Source organism: Nocardia sp. NBC_01499 (assembly GCF_045040275.1).
Lineage (GTDB): Bacteria > Actinomycetota > Actinomycetes > Mycobacteriales > Mycobacteriaceae > Nocardia.
The window spans coordinates 6,596,932-6,618,111 of sequence record NZ_CP109426.1; the positions used below are offsets into that span (position 1 = coordinate 6,596,932).

The 21,180-nt window shown below is 68.1% G+C and carries 25 protein-coding genes; 13 read left to right on the plus strand and 12 right to left on the minus strand.

What is annotated here, in order from left to right:
* The first annotated feature begins 277 nt into the window (after positions 1 to 277).
* The 7 genes from OG203_RS30125 to OG203_RS30155 all read left to right on the plus strand — a co-directional run bounded on the left by OG203_RS30125 (position 278) and on the right by OG203_RS30155 (position 7,451).
* Positions 278 to 1,528: a hypothetical protein gene (locus tag OG203_RS30125; RefSeq protein ID WP_405160617.1), complete on the plus strand. Its 1,251-nt coding sequence runs from the start codon at positions 278 to 280 to the stop codon at positions 1,526 to 1,528.
* A gap of 81 nt (positions 1,529 to 1,609) precedes the next feature.
* Positions 1,610 to 1,873, plus strand: coding sequence for a hypothetical protein (locus OG203_RS30130; RefSeq protein WP_405160618.1), 264 nt, complete (start codon positions 1,610 to 1,612; stop codon positions 1,871 to 1,873).
* Between the two features lie 241 nt (positions 1,874 to 2,114).
* Entirely contained in the window at positions 2,115 to 3,167 is a 1,053-nt protein-coding gene (locus OG203_RS30135; RefSeq protein ID WP_405160619.1) for a DUF5336 domain-containing protein, read from the plus strand.
* 75 nt (positions 3,168 to 3,242) lie between these two features.
* Positions 3,243 to 4,751, plus strand: coding sequence for a DUF6350 family protein (locus OG203_RS30140; RefSeq protein WP_405160620.1), 1,509 nt, complete (start codon positions 3,243 to 3,245; stop codon positions 4,749 to 4,751).
* Between the two features lie 6 nt (positions 4,752 to 4,757).
* Positions 4,758 to 5,507, plus strand: coding sequence for a phosphoribosylglycinamide formyltransferase (gene purN / locus OG203_RS30145; protein WP_405160621.1), 750 nt, complete (start codon positions 4,758 to 4,760; stop codon positions 5,505 to 5,507).
* Positions 5,504 to 7,081: a bifunctional phosphoribosylaminoimidazolecarboxamide formyltransferase/IMP cyclohydrolase gene (purH, locus tag OG203_RS30150; protein ID WP_405160622.1), complete on the plus strand. Its 1,578-nt coding sequence runs from the start codon at positions 5,504 to 5,506 to the stop codon at positions 7,079 to 7,081. Before purN ends, purH begins: the two co-directional genes overlap by 4 nt.
* 34 nt (positions 7,082 to 7,115) lie before the next feature.
* Complete coding sequence (locus OG203_RS30155) at positions 7,116 to 7,451, plus strand: hypothetical protein (protein ID WP_405160623.1); 336 nt, start codon at positions 7,116 to 7,118, stop codon at positions 7,449 to 7,451.
* Between the two features lie 12 nt (positions 7,452 to 7,463).
* On the opposite strand, the gene OG203_RS30160 is transcribed toward OG203_RS30155, so the two are convergent.
* Positions 7,464 to 7,925 carry a hypothetical protein gene (locus OG203_RS30160; protein ID WP_405160624.1) on the minus strand — a complete coding sequence of 154 codons (462 nt, stop codon included), beginning with the start codon at positions 7,923 to 7,925 and terminating at the stop codon, positions 7,464 to 7,466.
* 210 nt (positions 7,926 to 8,135) lie between these two features.
* On the opposite strand from OG203_RS30160, the gene OG203_RS30165 reads away from it, so the two are divergent.
* Positions 8,136 to 8,699: a LysM peptidoglycan-binding domain-containing protein gene (locus OG203_RS30165; RefSeq protein WP_405160625.1), complete on the plus strand. Its 564-nt coding sequence runs from the start codon at positions 8,136 to 8,138 to the stop codon at positions 8,697 to 8,699.
* Positions 8,700 to 8,774: 75 nt separating this feature from the next.
* Here the strand turns inward: OG203_RS30165 and rpsR are convergent, their stop codons facing one another.
* From rpsR to rpmB, 4 genes are read right to left on the minus strand one after another with little or no spacing between them, the layout of a single operon-like run.
* Positions 8,775 to 9,029 carry a 30S ribosomal protein S18 gene (gene rpsR, locus OG203_RS30170; RefSeq protein ID WP_405160626.1) on the minus strand — a complete coding sequence of 85 codons (255 nt, stop codon included), beginning with the start codon at positions 9,027 to 9,029 and terminating at the stop codon, positions 8,775 to 8,777.
* 32 nt (positions 9,030 to 9,061) lie between these two features.
* Positions 9,062 to 9,367, minus strand: coding sequence for a 30S ribosomal protein S14 (gene rpsN, locus OG203_RS30175; protein WP_405160627.1), 306 nt, complete (start codon positions 9,365 to 9,367; stop codon positions 9,062 to 9,064).
* A 39-nt stretch (positions 9,368 to 9,406) separates the two neighbouring features.
* Positions 9,407 to 9,577: a 50S ribosomal protein L33 gene (gene rpmG / locus OG203_RS30180; RefSeq protein ID WP_150402028.1), complete on the minus strand. Its 171-nt coding sequence runs from the start codon at positions 9,575 to 9,577 to the stop codon at positions 9,407 to 9,409.
* Positions 9,578 to 9,590: 13 nt separating this feature from the next.
* Positions 9,591 to 9,827 carry a 50S ribosomal protein L28 gene (gene rpmB, locus OG203_RS30185; RefSeq protein WP_405160628.1) on the minus strand — a complete coding sequence of 79 codons (237 nt, stop codon included), beginning with the start codon at positions 9,825 to 9,827 and terminating at the stop codon, positions 9,591 to 9,593.
* Between the two features lie 104 nt (positions 9,828 to 9,931).
* On the opposite strand from rpmB, the gene mrf reads away from it, so the two are divergent.
* The 3 genes from mrf to rpmF are packed head-to-tail and all read left to right on the plus strand — an operon-like array spanning position 9,932 to position 11,680.
* Complete coding sequence (gene mrf / locus OG203_RS30190) at positions 9,932 to 11,245, plus strand: ribosome hibernation factor-recruiting GTPase MRF (protein WP_405160629.1); 1,314 nt, start codon at positions 9,932 to 9,934, stop codon at positions 11,243 to 11,245.
* Positions 11,242 to 11,505: a type B 50S ribosomal protein L31 gene (locus OG203_RS30195; RefSeq protein ID WP_405160630.1), complete on the plus strand. Its 264-nt coding sequence runs from the start codon at positions 11,242 to 11,244 to the stop codon at positions 11,503 to 11,505. Before mrf ends, OG203_RS30195 begins: the two co-directional genes overlap by 4 nt.
* A gap of 1 nt (position 11,506) precedes the next feature.
* Positions 11,507 to 11,680: a 50S ribosomal protein L32 gene (gene rpmF, locus OG203_RS30200; RefSeq protein ID WP_405160631.1), complete on the plus strand. Its 174-nt coding sequence runs from the start codon at positions 11,507 to 11,509 to the stop codon at positions 11,678 to 11,680.
* Positions 11,681 to 11,758: 78 nt separating this feature from the next.
* On the opposite strand, the gene OG203_RS30205 is transcribed toward rpmF, so the two are convergent.
* From OG203_RS30205 to OG203_RS30235, 7 genes are all read right to left on the minus strand, one after another.
* Positions 11,759 to 11,983, minus strand: a complete 225-nt coding sequence (locus OG203_RS30205; protein ID WP_364723029.1) for a hypothetical protein — start codon at positions 11,981 to 11,983, stop codon at positions 11,759 to 11,761.
* A gap of 452 nt (positions 11,984 to 12,435) precedes the next feature.
* On the minus strand, positions 12,436 to 13,455 hold the full coding sequence (locus OG203_RS30210) for a glycoside hydrolase domain-containing protein (RefSeq protein WP_405160632.1): 1,020 nt from the start codon (positions 13,453 to 13,455) through the stop codon (positions 12,436 to 12,438).
* Between the two features lie 68 nt (positions 13,456 to 13,523).
* Positions 13,524 to 14,282 carry an MHYT domain-containing protein gene (locus OG203_RS30215; RefSeq protein ID WP_405160633.1) on the minus strand — a complete coding sequence of 253 codons (759 nt, stop codon included), beginning with the start codon at positions 14,280 to 14,282 and terminating at the stop codon, positions 13,524 to 13,526.
* On the minus strand, positions 14,279 to 14,905 hold the full coding sequence (locus OG203_RS30220; protein WP_379281097.1) for an ATP/GTP-binding protein: 627 nt from the start codon (positions 14,903 to 14,905) through the stop codon (positions 14,279 to 14,281). Before OG203_RS30220 ends, OG203_RS30215 begins: the two co-directional genes overlap by 4 nt.
* Positions 14,895 to 15,266 (minus strand): DUF742 domain-containing protein, encoded by a 372-nt coding sequence (locus OG203_RS30225; RefSeq protein ID WP_405160634.1) that lies wholly within the window; start codon positions 15,264 to 15,266, stop codon positions 14,895 to 14,897. The genes OG203_RS30220 and OG203_RS30225 overlap by 11 nt, the downstream gene beginning before the upstream one ends.
* A 7-nt stretch (positions 15,267 to 15,273) precedes the next feature.
* Positions 15,274 to 15,681, minus strand: coding sequence for a roadblock/LC7 domain-containing protein (locus tag OG203_RS30230; RefSeq protein WP_107659354.1), 408 nt, complete (start codon positions 15,679 to 15,681; stop codon positions 15,274 to 15,276).
* Positions 15,678 to 18,476 (minus strand): ATP-binding protein, encoded by a 2,799-nt coding sequence (locus OG203_RS30235; protein WP_405160635.1) that lies wholly within the window; start codon positions 18,474 to 18,476, stop codon positions 15,678 to 15,680. The genes OG203_RS30230 and OG203_RS30235 overlap by 4 nt, the downstream gene beginning before the upstream one ends.
* 363 nt (positions 18,477 to 18,839) lie before the next feature.
* Between OG203_RS30235 and OG203_RS30240 the strand changes: the two genes are divergently transcribed.
* Positions 18,840 to 19,526 carry a response regulator transcription factor gene (locus tag OG203_RS30240; RefSeq protein ID WP_150402038.1) on the plus strand — a complete coding sequence of 229 codons (687 nt, stop codon included), beginning with the start codon at positions 18,840 to 18,842 and terminating at the stop codon, positions 19,524 to 19,526.
* Positions 19,527 to 19,536: 10 nt separating this feature from the next.
* Positions 19,537 to 20,994 (plus strand): ATP-binding protein, encoded by a 1,458-nt coding sequence (locus tag OG203_RS30245; RefSeq protein WP_405160636.1) that lies wholly within the window; start codon positions 19,537 to 19,539, stop codon positions 20,992 to 20,994.
* The last annotated feature ends 186 nt before the right edge of the window (positions 20,995 to 21,180 follow it).

The following is a 21,180-nucleotide window of genomic DNA, read 5'->3' on the forward strand; positions in this document are numbered from 1 at the left end:
GAGTTGGCCGCCGGTCTCACCAGGACCTTGACGATTTCCCAACTGGCACAACGGATCGACGATCGGGTCCGGCTGTTGGTCGGCGGCGCGCGTGGTGCCGCTGGCGGTCGGCACACCAGCCTGCGGGTCGCGCTCGACTGGAGCCATGAGCTACTCGCCGAGCGGGAACGCACGGTATTGCGCAGGCTCGGGGTGTTCGCGGGCGGCTGCACCCTGGAGGCGGCCGAGGCGGTGCTGCCGGACGGCGATCTCGAACGAGGGCGATATCGCACCCGCCATGGCGGATCTGGTGAACCGCAACCTCGTCACCGTCCAGACCGACGGTGCGACAAGACGATTCGTGCTGCTGGAGACGGTCCGCGACTACGCACTTGCCCGGCTGACGGAGGCGGACGAGGTCGAGGAACTGCGCGCCGGGCACCTGCTGTGGTGTTTGAGCCTGGTGCGCACGATCGGCGCACCCGACGATTTCGCCGCCGCCGAATCGGTGGCGGCGGTATTCGCGGAATGGCCGAACATCCTGGCCGCGCTGGAGCGTGCGCCCGGAACATCAAGGGCCACCGATGCTTTGCGGCTCGCGGTCGAAATGCATGTGCCCTGGCTCGCCAGAGCTTGGTTCCGCGAGGCGCAACGGCACTACGCTGCGCTTACCGGCTCGGCCGACATCGCCGCGCACGAGCTCGCACAAGCCTTGAGCCACTATGGTTTTCACACGTTGATGACCGGCGACCTGGAGTCCGCCGCAGTGCAACTTGCCAAGGCGGGCGAGCTGGCCGCACCACTCGACGATCCGGAACTGGCTCAAACCGTCCGCTACTACCAGGGCATCGTCGATATCGAGCGGTGCAGGCTGCCGGAGGCCGTCGAGCGACTGCGCGAGGGGGAGCGGCTGGCCGTGCGCGACACCCAGGGCTCGTCCTTCGCCGACGCGCTCGGCACGGCGCTGCTGTATTCGGGTGACCCCGCCGAGGCGCTCGCGGCCTATCAGCGGTCCTGCGAAGTGGACGCGGCGCACGAGGACGAGCACGGACTCTCCCGCGGACTGAGCAATCAGGCCAAGGCACTGCTCGGGCTCGGCCGCGTCGACGAGGCACTGGCCACCGCCGAGGAGTCCGATCGCTACGCCCGTCGGCTGGACGACCGGCAGATCCTGCCGCTGAACGACCTGACCCGCGCCGCCGCCGCGCTGGCGTCCGGCAGCCTCGACGCGGCCGAGTCCTACTGCCGCGCCGCCCTCGCGCACGAAGAGGACGCGACGGGCCTGGCCCGCGTCGACCTGGCCGACGTGCTGCTCGCCAAGGGCGACACCGCCGCGGCCAGGGTGCTGCTCGACGAGTTCTTCGCGGCCGCACCCGGCGGCGTGCCGCTGCTGGCCGCCCGCGCGGTCTCGGTGACGCTGCGGCATGCGGAAGGCGACGACGCGGGCGCGCGGTCGTTGCTCGACGGGGTCCGCGCCGAGTGCGCCGCGGCCGGATTCGGCTGGCGCCGCTATACGGATCGGCTGGTCAGGCCTGGTCTTTCGGCGTGAGACGCGGGTGAAACCGCGCTGAGACGATCGGCCTGAAGTCTGGTTCTCGCACACACCACACCAGACAAGAAAGCGACAACCATGACCACCACCCGCATCGCGGCTGCCAGGGGCGCCGCTACCGCCGCCCTGATAGTCGCGGGTCTGTTCGGCCCTATCGCCCCCGCGTACGCGGGCCCCTTCGACAGCGGTTCGGCGGCGCCGCCCGCCCCCGGCAACCTCGGCCCGTTCGAATACGAATACCAGTGCCTCGCCCGCGGCAACCAGGGCATGGACAACGGCGAATGGCCCAACTTCGACTGCGTCGGCAGCTACGGCGCCTGGCAGCTCATCCCCCGGTATTGACCGGAACCACCTCGACCCGGAGTGTTCGCGACCGCGCGGCTCCGGGCCGAACTCATGCCAGAGCAAGCGCTTCGTTACGGCAGTGCTTGCAGCAGGCAAACCCCTCGCGACCTGGACATGAAGGGCTGATCAAGTCGTGCGGCCGGTCGGTTAAGGGTGACCTGGACGAAGGAGTGCAGTAGCGTCAGGTGCAGATCCAGCAGTTGAAGACCACGTATGACTCGACCTAGGAGACGACGACATGTCATACCCGTCCGGGGGCTCCGGGTACAACACACCCGCGCCCTCCACCCCGTCCAACACCGGTGCTACGGCGGGTGGTGCCAGTTCCGGTTCGAGTGCTACCGGTGCCGAGGCCAAGGGGCTGCCGTTCTTTCTGGTGGTCGGTGTCGCGGCGCTCGGCGTGATCAACTTCCTGCTCGGTTTCCTGCCCTTCGTCGGCACCAAGGCGGTCGATTTCGGCGGCGCCAGGGTGGCGAGTAGCCAGACCGCGAGCCTGTTCGAGGCGGGCGGCGCGGCATTGCTCGCCATCCTGCTGCTCGGCGGCCTGCTCGCCGGTCTGTCGGTGCTGCCCAAGCAGAGCTGGAACGGCGCGGCCGCGGCGGCCTCCGTCGCCGGCTTCCTCGCGCTGCTGCTGCACTCGTTCACCCTCTCCGACGGCATCGAGCTGAAGTGGGGCGCGTACGTCCTGCTTGTGCTCGCCTTCGCGCAGGCCGTTGTCGCGGTCGGCGCGGTGCTGCTCGAGTCCGGCATCGTCAAGGCGCCCGCACCGCGGCCTGCCACCGCCACTGCCCCCGCCTTCGGGCAGAGCGGCTACGGCCAGCAGCCCTCGGCGTTCGGCCAGGGCCAGCCGTCGTACGGCCAGCAGCCCGGCTACGGCCAGGCCCAGCCGGGACAGCCCTACGGCCAGCAGTCGCCCTACGGTCAGCAGCCCGGTTACGGTGCGGCACAGCAGGCTTCGCCGTACGGCCAGAGCCAGCCGAGCCAGCCCGCGTACGGCCAGCAGGGCCAGCAGGCCTACGGCCAGCAGCCCGCGTACGGTCAGCAGCCGCCGACCACGGCCTTCGGTGGGCCGCAGCAGGCTTCGCCGTACGGTGCGCCGAGCACCCCGCAGCCGCAAGAGGGTGCCACGCAGCACTTCGGTTCCGCGCAGCAGTCGCCCTACGGTTCGTCGAACTACGCGCAGCCGGGCCAGCAGAGCGCACAGCAGGGTCAGCCGTTCGGCGGCGAGCAGGGCGGCGACCCGTCCTCCGACGCCACCCAGGCCTTCCGTCCGTCCGAAGACAACAAGTAGCAGTCGTCCCCCCGGCGCGGGTTACGCGGCGCGCCTGACCCGCTCGCGCCGGGGGAGCTGCCACGCTGAATTGTCATGGGATCCTCCAGAAACTCTCTTGTGCGCCGGACCGGCGGGTCTCGCAGTGTGCCCGAGCCGCACCAGGAGCCCGAGGAGGTCGGGTTTCTGTCGCTGACCCCGGAGCGGGCCAGGGTCCTCGTCCTGGTCGCCGGGCGTCCGACGACCTACGCGCTCACCGCCATCATCGTTCTCGTCCTCGCGACGCTGCTGACCTCGGGCAGTAACCTGGCCGGTACCTCGGGCGCGATCGCCGCGGGATGGCTTGGCGTGCACCAGGTTCCGCTGGTGATCGGCAAGACCTCGGTTGGCCTGCTTCCCTTGCTGCCGACCGCGCTGGTGGTCTGGCTGGCCGGCCGGGAATGCGCCCGCGCCGTCGAACCCGATTGCACGCGTGCCGATCTCGGCTGGATCGTCGGTGCCGCGCTGGCCGGACCGCTGCTGATCACGGCCATCTGCCTCGCGGTCGCCGAGGACGCGTCCGGCGTCGTCGCGCTGCAACCGCCGAACACCCTCGCCGCGTTCGCCTGGGTCGGCGGCCTGTATCTCGTTGCGGCAGTGGGCGGTATCGCGACCAGGACCCGGCGCGAACTGTTCGCGCTACTCAGCCTGCCCGAGTGGGCGATCTCCGGCATGTACGGCGCGGGTCGTGCGGTGCTGCGCCTGCTCGGCTGCGCCACCGCGCTGATCGTCCTCTCGTTTCTCGTGCACATCCCTCGGGTCGGCGACACCTATCACAGCGCGGGCAACGCCGCCGGGGTGATCGGGCTGACCCTGCTCTCGCTGGCCTACCTGCCGAACCTGGTGGTTCAGGCGATCGGCGTGCTCGTCGGTGCCAGCGCGCAGATCGGGGTCGCGTCGTTCGGCGTGTTTTCTGTTGTCGGCGGCTCGATTCCGGCCGTGCCGCTGATGGCGGCGGTGCCGACCGGACCGGCGGCGGGCTGGTGGCCGGTGCTGCTGCTGATCCCGGCCGCAGTCGGCGTGCTCGGCGGGCTCGACCTCGCCCGCGGCTCCACCGACCGGATCGGCGCGCCGTGGGCAACGCTGTGCTCGGCCGGGCTGGCCACCGTCGCGCTGCTGCTGCTCGGTGCTATCGCGGGCGGTGATCTCGGCACGTTCGGCAGGATCGGAGTCGACCTGCCCGTGTTCGCCGTGGTCACCTTCGCGTGGTTGGCCATCCCCGGCTACGTCGGACTGGCGTTCGCGCGCTGGTTCCTCGTCCCGGTCGGTGCGGCACCCGGCGACTACGCCGACCCGTACGACGAGGACGATTACTACGACGACGATTACGCAGACGACGACTACTACGCCGCCGACGACCACACCGAGAACCGCGACTACTTCGAGGACGACTACAACGACTACGACGGCCCGGACCTGGAAGTCGAACTGGACGGCGAACTCGTCGAGGAACAAACCTCCATCGGCACCGTCCGCACGCCCGACCCGGTTACCACACACGACATCGTCGATGCCGAGGTGGTCGAGGCGGACCTGCCGGAAAGTGACCGGGTAGACGGCCGTTAGGCTCTAATGCGGCGGAACTCTTCCGTCCGCCATCCGATCGACCGCAGGAGTAGAGCCCTGAGCTCACCCACCCCGCCAGCTTCGCCGGCTGCCGACCCCGGGCCGCCCCCGCATGCCCAGTGGACACCCGCCGCGGCCCCCGCGACCGTCGTCGTGCTCGCCTCCGGCACCGGCTCGCTCCTGCGCGCGCTGCTCGACGCGGCGGCCGCACCCGACTTCCCCGCGAAGATCGTCGCCGTCGGCGTCGACCGCACCTGCGCGGCCACCGAGCACGCCGCGGCCGCGGGCGTGCCGCAGTTCAAGGTGGCGCTGAACGACTTTCCCGATCGCGCCGCCTGGGATGCCGCGCTGACCGACGCGGTCGCGGGTTACACACCCGATCTCGTGGTCTCCGCCGGGTTCATGAAGATCCTCGGCCCGGCCTTCCTCGACCGGTTCGGCGGCCGAATCATCAACACCCACCCCGCGCTGCTGCCCGCCTTCCCCGGCGCGCACGGGGTGCGCGACGCGCTCGCCTACGGGGTGCGGGTCACCGGCTCGACCGTGCACCTGGTCGACGCGGGCGTCGATACCGGGCCGATCCTCGCGCAGGAGGCGGTGCCCGTGCTGCCCGACGACGACGAGGCCAGCCTGCACGAGCGCATCAAGGTTGTCGAAAGGCGGTTGCTGGCGCAGGTCGTCGCCGCCGTCGCGACGCGGGGCATTGTTTCCGACGGACGAAAGGCAGTTATCCCGAATGAGCGAGTATTCCGGTGAGTGAGCGCAAGCCGATCAAGAGGGCGCTGGTGAGCGTCTACGACAAGACGGGCCTCATCGAGCTCGCGACCGGTCTGCATGCCGCCGGCATCGAGCTGGTGTCGACCGGTTCGACCGCGGGCAAGATCGCCGACGCCGGCATCCCGGTGACCAAGGTCGAGGAGCTGACCGGGTTCCCGGAGACCCTCGATGGGCGGGTGAAGACGCTGCATCCTCGGGTGCACGCCGGCATCCTCGCCGACACTCGCAAGCAGGACCACGTCGACCAGCTGGTCGAGCTCGGCGTCGACGCGTTCCAGCTGGTGGTGGTGAACCTGTACCCGTTCACCGAGACCGTGGCCAGCGGGGCGACCCCGGACGAGTGCGTCGAGCAGATCGACATCGGCGGACCGTCCATGGTGCGGGCCGCGGCGAAGAACCATCCGTCGGTGGCGGTGGTCGTCGACAGCGGTGACTACGAAGACGTGCTCGACGCGGTCAAGTCCGGCGGCTTCACGCTGGCCGAACGGACCACGTTGGCGGCCAAGGCATTTCAGCACACCGCGAGTTATGATGTCGCGGTGGCGAGCTGGATGACCTCGGTGCTCGTCGCCGGCGTCACCGAGCCGGTCGAGGACAGCGGCGAGCGGTTCCCGACCTGGCTCGGCGGTACGTGGGAGCGGGCCGCGATGCTGCGCTACGGCGAGAACCCGCACCAGGCGGCGGCGCTGTACACCAACAACGACGGCGGCCTCGGCCTCGCGCAGGCGCGGCAGTTGCACGGCAAGGAGATGTCGTACAACAACTACACCGATGCCGACGCTGCCTGGCGCGCCGCCTATGACCACACCGCGCCGACGGTGGCGATCATCAAGCACGCCAACCCCTGTGGCATCGCGATCGGCGCCGACATCGCCGAGGCGCACCGCAAGGCGCACGCCTGCGATCCGGTGAGCGCGTTCGGCGGCGTGATCGCGGCCAACCGCGAGGTCACCGTGGAGATGGCCGAGCAGGTCGCGGAGATCTTCACCGAGGTGATCGTGGCGCCGTCTTATGCCGACGGTGCGGTGGAAGTGTTGCAGCGCAAGAAGAATGTGCGCATCCTGATCGCCGAGCCGCCGCGTCGCTCGGGCGCCGAACTGCGCCCGATCAGCGGCGGCGCGCTGCTGCAGCAGCGCGATGTGCTCGACGCCGCGGGCGATGATCCGGCCAACTGGACGCTGGCCACCGGTACCGCGGCCGACGCCGAGACCCTCGCCGACCTCGAATTCGCTTGGCGCGCTTGCCGTGCCGTGAAGTCCAACGCGATCCTGCTGGCGCACGACGGCGCCTCGGTCGGCGTCGGCATGGGCCAGGTCAACCGGGTCGACGCGGTGCAACTGGCCGTGCAGCGCGCCGGTGACCGTGCCAAGGGTTCGGTCGCGGCCTCGGACGCGTTCTTCCCATTCCCGGACGGCCCGCAGCAGCTCATCCAGGCGGGCGTGCGCGCGATCGTGCAGCCCGGCGGTTCGGTCCGCGACCAGGAAACCATCGACCTTGCCCGCGAGGCCGGAGTGACCCTGTACCTGACCGGATCCCGCCACTTCGCCCACTGACTCACAACGCCGAACGCCACGCCGGTCCGCCGACGTGGCGTTCGGCGTTTCGGCCCCGGCTGCGGTCCTCGGTGTGCGGGCGCGAGTGTTGTACACGCACGCCGCATTGCGGGACACCGCAACGGATTTCGCCGCCGGACTGCGGGCGTTCACCGGTAATGATGTTGTCGCCCAGGCTGGTTCGACCGGCAGTCCGGGCGACATCGTGATCGATACCGACCCGGTGCCAGGCGCGCCGGAACGCCTGAGGCATACCCGAACCGAACCTGCTGCACCTGCACCTGTCGACACCTTCGGCTTCCCGCCGCAAGCGGTCAGCTATCTCGAATTCGCGGCACTGGCCGACGCCGTCGGCGAACCTGCGGCGTAGCGCGGTCGCGCCCTACACTGCGCTCAGCACCTGCCGGTTGCCCAGCGGTGCCTTCAGCGGCAGTTCGAGCGAGCCGAACACGGCGTTCATGGTGCACATCCGGCCGACCGCGTCGGCGCGGGTGCCCGCTCGCAGCTCGACGGTGACCGTCGAATCAGTTTCGCGCACAGTGGCGTCCACGCCGTAGCATTCGGGCGTTCCGGTCTGGAAGTTGACCGCGATCCGGTCGTCTGCCAGCCGCGTCCACGAGGTGAACGGAATCGGGCGCGCGTTGACGATGGTCGGGTCGGCGGTGAACTCGTTGCCGCGGTTGCCGCCGGAGTCCTCGCTCGGCGTGCTCGGCGCGGCACTGGTGGTCGTGCTGGTTTTCGGTTGCGTCCCAGCATCATCCGACCCGCCACACCCCGTAGCGACGAGGCACCCGAGCACAACGGCAACAGCTGCGGCGGCACGCCCGCCGGACATCCGAGTCATGGCGACCACCCTAGTGGGCAAAGCCCGCCGACATCTCACAGAGAACATGACACGGCAATAGGACACACCCCACAGTGAACTTTCCGCGAACCATGCGCGTAATCCCTACGTAGCCCGGTCCAGCGCAGTATCTTCGGCCTAGATGCGCGCCTGTGTCTTCGGCCCGCGTCGATTGTCGGATGCTCTTCAGAACCTTCGAAAGGAAGAACCGTGGGCGACACACTGCGCGTTGGTGAAGAACTCGGACTGGGCCAGTCCCTGCAGGGTGGTGCTTACACCCTGACGTTGCAGGACGACGGCAACCTCGTGCTGTCCGAGCCGGGCGGAAATGTGGTGTGGTCCACCCTGACTCACAATCAGGGTGTCGAGCGCGCGACCCTGCAGGACGACGGCAACTTCGTGCTGTACAAGGGCGAAGGTTCGGCCTGGTCCACCGAGACCAATGGCAAGGACGCGGACCGGCTGGTCGTGCAGGCCGACCGCAACGTGGTGCTGTACGGCAAGGACGGCAGCGCGCTGTGGGCCTCGGACACCAAGACCGACAACCCGCTGCAGGCCCCCGAGCCGGAGCCGGTCGCCGAGGCCCCTGCCGCTGAGGAGGTTCCGCCGCCCGCCCCCGAGCAGCGCACCTACACGGTCGAGCCGGGCGACACCCTCTGGGCGATCGCCGAGCGCTTCTACGGTGACGGCAACCGCTACCAGGAGATCGCGAATGCCAGCGGCATCGACAACCCGGACGCGATCAACCCGGGCCAGGTGCTGACCATCCCGTAATCTATTGCGGCGCAAGACAAGACGTGGGGCCCCGAACGCATTCGGGGCCCCACGTTTTCGTTAAGGGTGGTGCGCCTACCGGCTGGTGAAGGGGAGCAACGCCATTTCGCGGGCGTTCTTCACCGCGACGGCAACCTGACGCTGCTGCTGCGGGGTGAGCCCGGTGACCCGGCGGCTGCGAATCTTGCCGCGATCGGAGATGAACGTGCGCAGCAGGTTGACGTCCTTGTAGTCGACCCGCTCGATGCCCGCGGCGATGAGCGGGTTCTTCTTCGGACGGCGGGCCTGCTCGGCGCGAACCTTCTTCGACGGTGCTCGCTTGACTGCCATATACGGATCCTTCGTACGAGAACGGTGGTTGTCTACCAGCTCGATTTGCGCACACCGGGCAACTCGCCCCGATGGGCCATCTCGCGCACACGCACACGGGACAATCCGAACTTCCGGAGGTGACCGCGCGGTCGTCCGTCAGCGGCGTCCCGATTGCGCAATCGTACCGGACTGGCATCGCGCGGCTGTCGTCGCAGTTCAGCGGCGGCTTCGGCGCGCACGGTGGCCGATGTGCCCGGCTTGCGGATGAGCTCTTTCAGCGCGGCCCTTCGCTCGGCGTAGCGCGCGACGACGGCCGCGCGTTGCGCGTTGCGGGCTATCTTCGATTTCTTCGCCACGTCAGCGCTCCTCGGGAAAGATGTTGTCCGGCATCGTGTTCAACGCTCCTCGCGAAAATCGACGTGCTTGCGGACGACGGGGTCGAATTTGCGCAGCACCATCCTGTCGGGATCGTTGCGGCGGTTCTTCCTGGTCACGTAGGTGTATCCGGTGCCGGCGGTGGACTTCAGTTTGACGATCGGCCGCAGCTCGGTCGATTTGGACGCCATGGGTTTCTCCTGGTCAGATCCTGTCGCCCCGGGCCCGGATCCGAGCGACTACCGCCTCGATCCCGTCCCGGTCGATGGTCTTGATGCCCTTGGCCGAGACGGTCAGCGTGACGCGCCGTCCCTCGCTGGGCAGGAAGTAGGTCTTGCGCTGGATATTGGGATCCCAGCGCCGATTCGTTCGCTTGTGTGAGTGCGAGACGGACTTGCCGAACCCGGGTTTGCGCCCGGTGACCTGGCAGTGGGCCGACATGCGGGCTCCCTCCGGTAGATGACAATCATTTTCGACAACGGCTGATCGACAATGTACCGTTGCCCTGACGCAAATGAAAATCGTTATCGAAAGGGGTGCTGTCAGTGCTCCCATCTGAGACCGACCGGCGAACACCGGTCGTGGTGCTCGCGGGATTCGCCGGACCGGCCGCGGCGGGCGCCGACCACGCGGCGACCGCGCTGTGCAATGACGCGCCAGGCACCGTCGTCGTCCACCACGACCTCGGCCAGCTGCGCGAGGGCATCGTGCACCGCACGGTGCGCAGCGCGACCTACGAGACATCGGACGTGCTCGAACTCGCGCACGGCTGCGTCTCCTGCACCCTGCGGATCGACCTGCTCCCACTGCTGCGCACGCTCGCCGCGCGGGACGCGGTCGAGCGCATCGTGCTCGCGCTCGATCCGGCCTTCGAGGCCGAGGCGGTCTGTCATGCCATCGAACACGTTGTGGTGGAAGGCATTCTGGGCCGCGTCGACGGACCGGCCGGGCGCGATGTGCGCATCGATGCCGTGCTGACGTTCCTGGACGCGGGTGCGTGGCTCGCCGACGCCACCGGCGAGGAGACCCTTGCCGAGCGCGGGCTCGCCCGCGCCGACGACGAGCGCACGGTGGCGCAGGTGGCCGTCGGTCAGGTCGAATTCGCCGACGCCGTAATAGCTTTGGGCCCTGCTGCCGCGGGCGGCGACGTCGATCGCGGCAAGCTCGGCGCGGTGCTCGGCCGCCTCGTTCCCGATGCTCCGGTGGCGTGGGTGGACGATCCGAACATGCTCACCGCGGCACGTATCGAAGCGCTGCTCAACCGAATTCCCGCCCACTCCCGCCGCGGTACAGTGTTCGACGCACACGCACCGCTGCTACGTGGACAGCCGCCGCTCACCAGCGATTACGGTGTCGCCCTTCTGGAATTCGCCGCGAGCAGGCCGTTCCATCCCGGCCGACTGCACGAGGCGCTCGACGTCCTTTTCGACGGCGTGGTGACCGCACGCGGGCGCATGTGGCTTGCCACCCAGCCCGACGAGGTGACCTGGCTGGAGTCCGCGGGCGGCGGCCTGCGCGTCGGCAGCGCGGGCCGCTGGCTGGCCGCGATGTCGGAAGCCGAACTGGCGCAGGCGGATCCGGACCGACGGGCGATGGCCGCGCTGCGCTGGGACGACCAGTTCGGCGACCGGGACATCTCGCTGGTGATCCTGGTGCACGACGCCGACCCCAACGAGATCCGCGAGGCGCTGCACTGGGCGCTGGTCGAGGACGACGAGCTGCGGCTGGTCGAACGCGCACCCGAGCGAGTTGCCCAGTGGGAGGACCCTTTTGGTGCCTGGCATGCCGACCCGTGCGAGACCGCCGACACCACGCTGCCGATCGAAGACGTGAAAAGCCCGAGAGGAGAAGCGAAATGAAGACAGGAATTCATCCGGACTACCACCCGGTGGTGTTCGAGGACGCGGGCACGGGCAAGCGGTTCTTCACCAGGTCCACCGCGACCAGCACGCGCACCGTGCAGTGGACCGACGGCAACACCTACCCGCTGCTGACCGTCGACGTGACCTCGGACTCACACCCGTTCTGGACCGGCGCGCACCGCGTGCTGGACAGTCAGGGCCGGGTGGAGAAGTTCGAGCGCAAATACGGCAAGCGCACGCGCCGAGGGGAGGGCTGAGATGGCGGTACCGAAGCGGAGGATGTCGCGGTCGAATACCCGAAGCAGGCGCGCGCAATGGAAGGCGACACCGCCGGATCTGGTGCCGGTGACCGTGGCCGGTGTGGTGCACAAGGTGCCGCGTCGCTTGGTCGCGGCGGTGCGGCGCGGACTGATCGATCTCGATCGAATCTGACGGACGACAACGACAGCGGGCCCGCGGCGAATACCGCGGGCCCGCTGTCGATCTAGCTCGGATCGGATCTCGGCTCGTTCAGCCTTCCTTGGCCGCGAGGTCCGCGAGGGTCGCGGCGAGCCGGAAGTACTTGTTGTTGGCCAGATCGGCGATAGTCTTGATCTTGAGCGCGTCCAGCAGCTGCTTGTCGTGCGCTTCGGTGAGACCGGCGAGGGCCGAGGGCGGAGCGGAGAGGATTTCGTTCAGCGACTTGTTCTCGTACGCCTTGTCGAGAGCCTTGTCGAGCACCACGTTGACGGCCATGCGAACTCCTTCGAACGAACCTGGATGTGCGGCGCTGATCGAGCGCCATGTGCCAGCCGACGATAACTCGCATGCTGCTGTCGTGGGTGGCGAACGCGTCGGGTCGATGGTCGAAGGACCGAATCGGGCCGTCACGCCGGGTTGATGACCAACTTTCGCGCGACGCTGGAACAGGTGGCAATCGGATAGCAACCGGTCTGGTCTGGGCGACGTTGCAACCTCGTGCACGATGTGATTGCGACCGGGTAACTACCGGGCGAAATACCTACTGTTAGTTGGTTTTTGGCAGCCGGAAAAGTCTCCGCGAAGTGATGCGAACGTGTCCTGACGTCAGTATCCTCGTGCACGAGGGCGGGTTCTCCCGGTTCCCGAGAGAACCCGCTCATCGCCAACTTCCCGGCCGCGCAACATCAACAGCGCGCATGCGGAACCACCCACCGCACCAGCCACCATCACCGCGTAGCACGCGAATCCACCGCAGAACTACTGGATGTGTGCTGCGTACCCGCACCCTGCCCGGGCAAACCGGGCAAGTCCGGCAGAATCGCCTCGAGCCGCGCCAACTGCTCACCGACCAACGCCGCAGGCCCCTCGATCAACGACAACGGCCACGGCCAATGCCGCCCCGTCAGCCGCTGCACCTGCTCCGTCAGATCGGCCGTAGTCGCCTCCAATTCGCTGATCTCGGTGCGCAACTCACCGACCGCGCCCTCCAACTCCGCGATCCGGGCCAACGCGGCCGCGACACCATCCACCAGCGTGCGGCCGGGCCCGTCCGCATCACCCAACTGCGGCCAGCCAGCCAGCCCCGGCCCGCGCAACTGGATCTGGATATCGCGCAGCACTGCCTCTTGCTCCGGCGTCACGTCGGCGTCCTCCTGTGCCAAGAAATCCCACTGACCGAAATCCGTCGTCTCGGCCTCGTTCACATCGCAGACCACACCACCGACAAGCTGCTGACGCAACGTCTGCCGAATACTGCGCCGCGCCTCCACAGTGGACCCAGACCAGGCATCGGTCTGCCACGCCCAACTCGCGCTACCCGCGTCCAGCGCCCGGCTGACCGACCAATACCCGCCATAGATACCGACATTCGCGACATCGAGCACCGTCGCCGCGCCATCGAGGTAGGCGTTGACCCGCTGCTGATCCTGCGCCGTCACATCGAAATCGGCGGAAAAGTAGATCGGCCGGTCCGGTCGGCCACCGCAGCGCAGCACCTGGGCCAGGCCCGCGCGCGCGTCGACCACCCCGGCACCGTAGCCGTCCAGCATGCGGGTCGCGGTGGTTTCCCAATTCGACACGATCGACACACCGTGTGCGCGCAGATCGTCCGCCTCGGCCGGGGTCAGCAACTTGCCTGGCAAGGTGACACCACCATCGGACAGATACCGGACAACGAAGTCGAAACCCGCCGCGCGAATCGCCGCGCCGCCCGGACGTGCCGCGGCATAGTCCAGACCGAAACGCATGTCACTCACTGTAAATCGGGCCGTCGGGGAATTCGGCGGCATCGCCGAACCCATGCCGCGCGATCAGCTCAGAACGCGGAATTCGGCGCAGGCACCCGCGTCGGGATCGACAGGCGCCGGTCCGGCGCGATCAGGATCGCGCTGATCGGGATGGCCAGCGACAACATGCCGAGCACGAACGCGGGAACGAAGAACCCGAACAGATCCTCACCGGGCGGCGTCGAGTTGGCCTTGGCGAGCGTGATCCGCAACCCGACCAGATCGGTGTAATGCATGCCGGCGATCGCGGCGGCGAACACCAGCGCCGCGCCGACCAGCAGCACCAACGGCCGCCTCGGCTGGGTGAACCACAGTGTGGCCAGCGAGATTACGATCGCGATCGCCACCGCGCCGACGAACAGCGCCGGTTGCAGCTCGGTCGAACCTTGAATGTGCATCGCGTCAAGAGCGAGGAAGTGCATCAGGCCGAACCCGCCGCCCATCACCACCCCGGCGCCGATCAGCCGCGCAATGTTCAGCGTCCGTCCCGCGAGCACGAGCGCGACCCACACCGCGAGCACCGAAACCACCCCTGCCGCAGCGACACTCCACACGTCGTAGCGGACCAGGCTGCCCGGCACCGCGACACCGAGCATCGAGACGAACACCGGCAGCCAGACCCCCATCCCGCCGATCGAGATCGCCGCCGAGGCCTGCCACACCACCCGGAACTTGGACGTCACCGATTTCGTCGACTGCTGAATGCAACTGAAGCCCACCAGCGCGCCGACCAGCGACACAGCTATCGACAGGCCGATAATCCAGTAGCCCATGCTGAAGTAAGTCAAAGAACAGCCTGTTCTCGTTCCTGCGCGGCGAGGCGTTGGATGGCGTACTCGGTCACCGCGGCCAGCGACTGGCGCACCTCGTTGGCGTTGCGCGCGTCGATGTCGACGATCGGCACGCTCTCGCGCACCGCAAGCGCCTCGCGCAGCTCGGCGATGGGGAAGCGGGGCGCGTTGGGAAAACGATTGACCGCGACCAGGAACGGCAGCTGCCGCGCCTCGAAGAAGTCGACCGCCGCGAAACTGTCCTCCAGCCTGCGGGTATCGATGAGCACGACGGCGCCGATCGCGCCGCGGATCAGGTCGTCCCACATGAACCAGAAGCGCCGCTGCCCCGGCGTGCCGAACAGGTACAGCGCCAGGTTGCCAGGCAGGATGATCCGGCCGAAATCCATGGCGACCGTGGTGGTTTCCTTCTCCGGGGTCTCGGCGAGATCGTCGATACCGTCGGAGAACCGGGTGACCATGGCCTCGGTCCGCAAGGGGACGATCTCGGACACCGCGCCGACAAACGTTGTCTTACCTACCCCGAAACCACCGGCGACCACGATCTTCGTGGACGCGGTCCGGTTGTCCCCGTCGGCCTGGCCGGGGTTGGTGTCGGGCCCGATTCTCTTATAGGGCACGGAGTCCACGCAAAGTCCTCTCCATCAAAGAACGGCGCTCGTCGAAACTCGCCTCGTCGGTCAGTGTCGAATGCAGGCGCACAATGCCGTCGACCACGAGGTCACCGATCATCACCCGGATCATGCCGAGCGGACGATCCAGCTGAGCGGCGATCTCGGCCACGGAAAGCTTGTGTGTACCGAGCCGAAGGATATCCGTGCGGACATCACCGGTGGGCCAGTCGAGATGCGCAGTGTAGGACAAGGTCTCGATGACCGCTTCCAGCGGCAGGTCGACCGCGGGCTCGGTGCGCCCGGAGGTCAGGGCATAGGGTCGGACGCGCGTGGTCGGTCGAGGTCCAGGTCCGTACGGATTGGACATCTCCCGCTCAAACCGCGGTACGCGCGGTGGCCGTGACCACCGTGCCGACCCGGTCGACCAACAGCGCCATCTCGTAACCGATCCGGCCGATGTCGTGCGACTTGTTGGCGAGCACAGCCAGGTGCGAACCGTTGCCGACGCTCATCACCAGCAGATAGCCGCGCTGCATCTCGACGATCGACTGCATCACCTTGCCGCCGTCGAACAGCGACGCGGCACCCATCGACAGACTGGCAAGGCCAGCGGTGACGGCCGCGAGCTGCTCGGCCCGATCCGACGGCAGGTGCGGGCTGGTCGCCTGCAGCAGGCCGTCGGCCGACACCAGCACCGCATGGGATACGCCGGGCACGTCCCGGGTGAATCTGGCGACCAGCCAGTTCAGGTTCTCATCCGTGGTGCTGTTCGCGTTGGTCATGCAAGCCCTCCGTCGTCGTACTGCGCATTGGCCCGCCCACTGCGGACCCCACTGAGATGCCTGGTCAGGTTGTTCCGAATCTCCTCGGGATCACGGGCTCCCGATTCGTCTGCCTGTGCCAGACCGCCGGGGACGAGCTGCGCGCCCGGCGTTCGGATAGGAAGTCCACCGCTGGTGCGGCCGGTCGGTGTCGGGTGGGTCGCCTCTTCGGCGGCGGTCCAGCCCACGTCGGCGGGCGAGGTCCAGGTGCTCTCGGCCGACTGCGCCGTCGTCGCGGGCTCGACCAGCCATTCCGAAACCATGCGCTGATAGATCGGGGTCGGCGAGGCACCGGCCACCGGCTGCAACCGTGCGGAGGTCACCATCGCGGGTTCCACCGCGCGCGGTGGAGCGGGTGCGGGTTCCGGTACGGCGGACGGTCGCCGGATGGGCAGGCCGGAGCGCGAGGTGGTTCGGGTCGGCTCGCGCGAGATGTTCGGCTGCTCCCGTGCGGAACTCGGCTGCTCTGCCTCGCGCGGCACCCGCTTCTGCGGGATTGTCGGTTCGGGCTCAGGCTCTTTGGCGGATTCGGTCCACAGATCGGCGGGCCGTTCCTGCTCCGCATCCACCTTCCGGCTCGGTCCGCTGCTCGATCCGACGCCGACCGTCGGCGGACCGAAGGGGGACCGGTCATCGGTCGGGGTGTTGATCGACCACGGTTCGGTCGCGGGCTGCGATTCGGAGTCGGTGTCGGGGGTATTGGTCCGGCCCGGCACCGAAACGGCGGGCTGGCCCGGCGGTTCGGCGACCCGGATCGCGGGCCTGCGCTGCGGCAGGCCGTTGCTGGTCACCTCGAACCGTCCCGAGTTGGGCTGCGGCAGATTCGGCACCGGCGTCAGGGCACGCGGCTGCACGGGCAGGTCGTAGTCACCGGTCAGCTCCAGCGGCTTGCCGGTCGGGTCGGTGGTGTCGAGCGGCGGCGCGACCAACGCGCCGGGCAGGTGCACGCTCGCGGTGACGCCGGGCTGCTGCGCCGTGGTGGAGGTGCGCCGCAGGTTGGCGGTGATGGTGTGCCGTTTGGCGAGCCTGCCGACGACGAAAAGACCCATCCGGCGCGCGGTTTCGACGGTGACCTCGCCACCGGAGCTGAGCCGGTCGTTGATCGCGCGCAGGTCCTCGGTCGACATGCCGAGGCCGCGGTCGATGATCTCGATCAGGTAGCCACCGTCGACCGCACGGGCCACCGACAGCGTGACCGGAGTGGTCGGCGGCGAGTAGCGCAGCGCGTTGTCGATCAGTTCGGCGAGCAGATGCTCGATGTCGATGGCGGGCTCGCCGGCGACGATGCCGTCGGGGACGGCGCCGATCTCGACCCGCTGATAGTCCTCGACCTGCGAGACCGCGCTCCAGAGCATGTCGGAGAGCTGGACCGGGTGCAGTTGACCACGGCGCAGCGCGGTACCGGCGAGGACGAGCAGATTGTCGCCGTTGCGGCGCATCCGAGTGGCCAGGTGGTCGAGCCGGAACAGGCTCTGCAGCCGTTCGGTGTTGTCCTCGTCGTGCTCGAGGTCCTCGATCAGGGCGAGCTGCTGCTCGACCAGCGATTGGCTGCGCCGCGACAGGGTTTCGAACATGCTGCCGATCTGCACCCGCAACCGCGCCTGCTCGGCGGCCAGGTGCAGCGAGGCCTGGTGGATATCGTCGACCGCGCGGGCAAGCTGGCCGATCTCCTCGGTGGTGCGGATGTCGACCGGCGTGATCTTCGGCGTCGCGCCGCCCGCGCGCACCACCTCGATCTCGTTCGGCAGGTCGACGTGCGCGACCTGCAGCGCGTCATGGCGCAGCCGGCGAATCGGCACGACGAGCGAGCGCGCCACCGCGAGGGCGAGGGCGAGACCGGCGAGCAGCGTGGTGATCACGATCGCGACGTCGCGCAGCACCGCGCTACGCAGCTCGATGGTCCGGTCGGCCAGCTTGGAGTCGATTGTGTTGAGCAGCGCGGTGGTTGCCTGGCGATAGGCGTCGGAGCTGGTGTGCAGCGAATCGGTGATAACCCCGTTGCTGCCAAGGCTGTTCGGGCTCTGGCTCAGCGCGCCGATCCTGGTCTGCACCGAGTCGATCAGGATCTGCGCGTTGGTAGCGGAGGACGGACTCATCTGCGGATAGGAGTAGGTCAGCATCATTTCCGCGCCGAGCGTGGTCAGCATGCTCGCGAGCGCGGCCGGGTTGTTGCCGCCGCTCGCCGTCGCCGCCATGATCTGCTCCTGGGTGAGCAGGCGTGAGGCGTTGGCGATCAGACCCAACTGCAGGAAGTAGCGCTGGATGACGATCTCTTCGATCGATGAGGACACCGAGATCGCCGTGATGATGCGGGTGCCGACCTCGTCGACCTGGCCGCCGATGGTCGCGGGTGAGGAGGTGCGCACTCCGTTGCGCATGGTGCGGGCCACCGCGATGGCGGCAGGCAGTTCCTTGGTGGTGCTGTCGTCGGCCTTCTTCGTCCGCAGCGCGGTTTCCAGGTCGATGGCCGCCTGATCGAACTTGGCCGCGACCGTGTCGATGGGGTCTTCCGGCTTGGCGTTGACCGCGACGATCGCGAGTTGCTCGGTGGCCTCGCCGAATTCGAGCATCGGGCGCAGGATGCGGGCCTGCTCGGTAGCCGCGTCGAGCTTGGAGATCACCCCGAGCTCGTCCTTGAGCCGCAGTCCAGCGAAGGTTGAGGCGAGCAGCACCGGCAGCAACAGCACGATGCCGACCTTGCGCGTGACCGACATGTTGGACAGGCTGAATTGCCAGGAACGCGGTGCAGCTTCCATTCCGCTTCCGTCGCCTCCACTCCGCGCATGGTCCCCGAATGGTGGCTGTCTAGGAGCAGTCTGGATCAACCCGCCGAGAACCAACTCAAGGTCTTCTTTTTACCGCAGGGAACATACCGTGCTGACTGGCCGTCGGCAATCCGAGGGATCAGGTCTGCTCGTGGCCGAATATGGCTACGCGTAACAGGTTTCGCGCTGTATGAGTTTGTGAGTCTACATAGTTCCTGGACGATTGATCTAAACGGTGTGGGAGCGTTGATAGCTGATCGGCTGCTGGCATCCGGCGCGCCGCACTGGCCTGGACGCGGCGTGTCGAGGGTCCCCTCTCAGTCGCCTCTCAGTCGATACGGTCAAACTGGTCGCATGCGCATTCTGGTAGTCGACGACGATCGCGCGGTCCGCGAGTCGCTGCGCCGGTCACTGACCTTCAACGGCTACTCCGTCGACCTCGCGGTGGACGGTGTCGACGCACTCGACAAGGCGACGAGTCAGCGGCCGGACGCGTTGGTGCTCGACGTGATGATGCCTCGGATGGACGGTCTCGAGGTCTGCAGGCGACTGCGCAGCACCGGTGACGATCTTCCGATTTTGGTTTTGACGGCACGGGATTCGGTGTCGGAGCGGGTTGCCGGACTCGATGCCGGCGCCGACGATTATTTGCCGAAACCCTTCGCGTTGGAAGAATTGCTCGCGCGTTTGCGTGCGCTACTGCGACGCACGACCGCCGATCCCGGAGAGGTTTCGGAGGCAATGACGTTCGCCGATTTGTCGCTGGATCCGGTGACCCGCGAGGTTTCTCGCGGCGAACGCGGGATCAGCCTCACCCGCACCGAGTTCTCGTTGCTGGAAATGCTGATGGCGAATCCGCGCCGCGTGCTCACCCGCAGCCGCATCCTCGAGGAGGTCTGGGGTTACGACTTCCCGACCTCGGGCAACGCACTCGAGGTCTACATCGGTTATTTGCGCCGCAAAACCGAGGCCGAAGGCGAGTCACGCCTCATCCACACCGTCCGCGGTGTCGGCTACGTGCTGAGGGAGACACCCCCGTAGGGGAACGACCATGGCACGAACAGTTCCCAAGCGCGCCGTGGTCGCCGGGCTCGGCCAACGCCAGCGCCCGCCCGACCCGGCCGAGATGCGGCCGCCGATCCCGCTCACCCGCTCGGTATCGCTGCGCTGGCGCGTGACGCTGCTCGCCGCGTCGGTAGTCGCCATCGCCGTCGCGGTGACCTCGATCGCGGCCTACGCGTTGGTCGCGCGCGCGTTGTACGCGAACGTGGATACCGAGCTGCGCAGCCGGGCGACCGCGGTCATCGCCAGTAATCCCTACGGGTTCAACCTGCAGAATCTGGTGCTGGCCACCGCGTTCTACCCCGATACCGGCATCGCGCTGATCTTCCCCGACATCGGCCCCTACTCGCCGCCGCAGGCGACTGATCCGCCGGTCGGGACCCAGGAGATGGAAGTCTTCCGCGGTCAGTTGAATTCGTCGCTGCGCACGGTGGGCAGTCAGCGCGTGCTCGCGGTGCACACGAATCAGGGCGCGACCCTGGTGATTTCGCAGCGGCTCGAGCCGACAAGGAACGTGCTCGATCGACTCGCCTGGTTGCTGTTCGTCGTCGGTGGCTGCGGCGTCGTGCTCGCCGCCGCGGCAGGTACCGCCGTCGGCCGCACCGGATTGCGGCCGATCGGACGGCTGACCGCGGCGACCGAGCGGATCGCCCGCACCGACGACCTGACGCCCATCCCGGTGACCGGCGACGACGAACTCGCCCGGCTCACCGAGAGTTTCAACGCGATGCTGCGCGCGCTGGCCGAATCACGCGACCGCCAGCGCCGACTGGTCGCCGACGCCGGGCACGAACTGCGCACCCCGCTCACGTCGCTGCGGACGAACACCGAACTGCTGATGGCATCGAGTCGTCCCGGCGCCCCGCGCATTCCGGATGAGGACATGGCCGAACTGCGCTCGGATGTGATGGCACAGATCGAGGAGCTGTCGAACCTGGTCGGCGACCTGGTCGACCTGGCGCGCGAGGACGCGCCCGAAACCGTCTACGAGCGCGTTGATCTCGGCGAGGTGGCCGAGCGTGCGCTGGAACGGGCACGTCGGCGCCGCGGCTCGGTCGAGTTCGTCTCGGCGGTGCGGCCGTGGTTCGTCTACGGCCACGAGGCCGGCCTGGAGCGGGCGATCCTCAATGTGCTCGACAACGCCGCGAAGTGGAGTCCGGCGGGGGCTCAGGTCTACGTCGAGATGCGCGAAACAGGGCGCGGCTTACTCGAACTGACCGTCGACGACGCTGGGCCAGGTATCCCGCCCGCCGAACGCGAGCTGGTGTTCGAGCGCTTCTACCGGACCACCGCCTCGCGCTCCATGCCCGGCTCGGGTCTCGGCTTGGCGATCGTCAAGCAGGTCGTGACGAAACATGGCGGCACGATCACCATCGAGGCATCAGGCAGGGGTGGTGCCCGGATCAGGATCGTCCTGCCGGGCGAAGGCGAACGGCCCGCGAGCTGATCGCACTCCCGCTAGTCGCATCACGGGGTCTGTCGTACCGCCCACGACCGGCCGCCGTGGTGTTGGATGACACAGGATCCGATGTTCGCGGGCCGGGCGAACTGGCGGGTGGAGCCGTATCGTATGGCGAGGGGAGCGGTCGGTAGGGCCGCGCACAGTGGGTACACAGTCTCGGACAATTGAAAG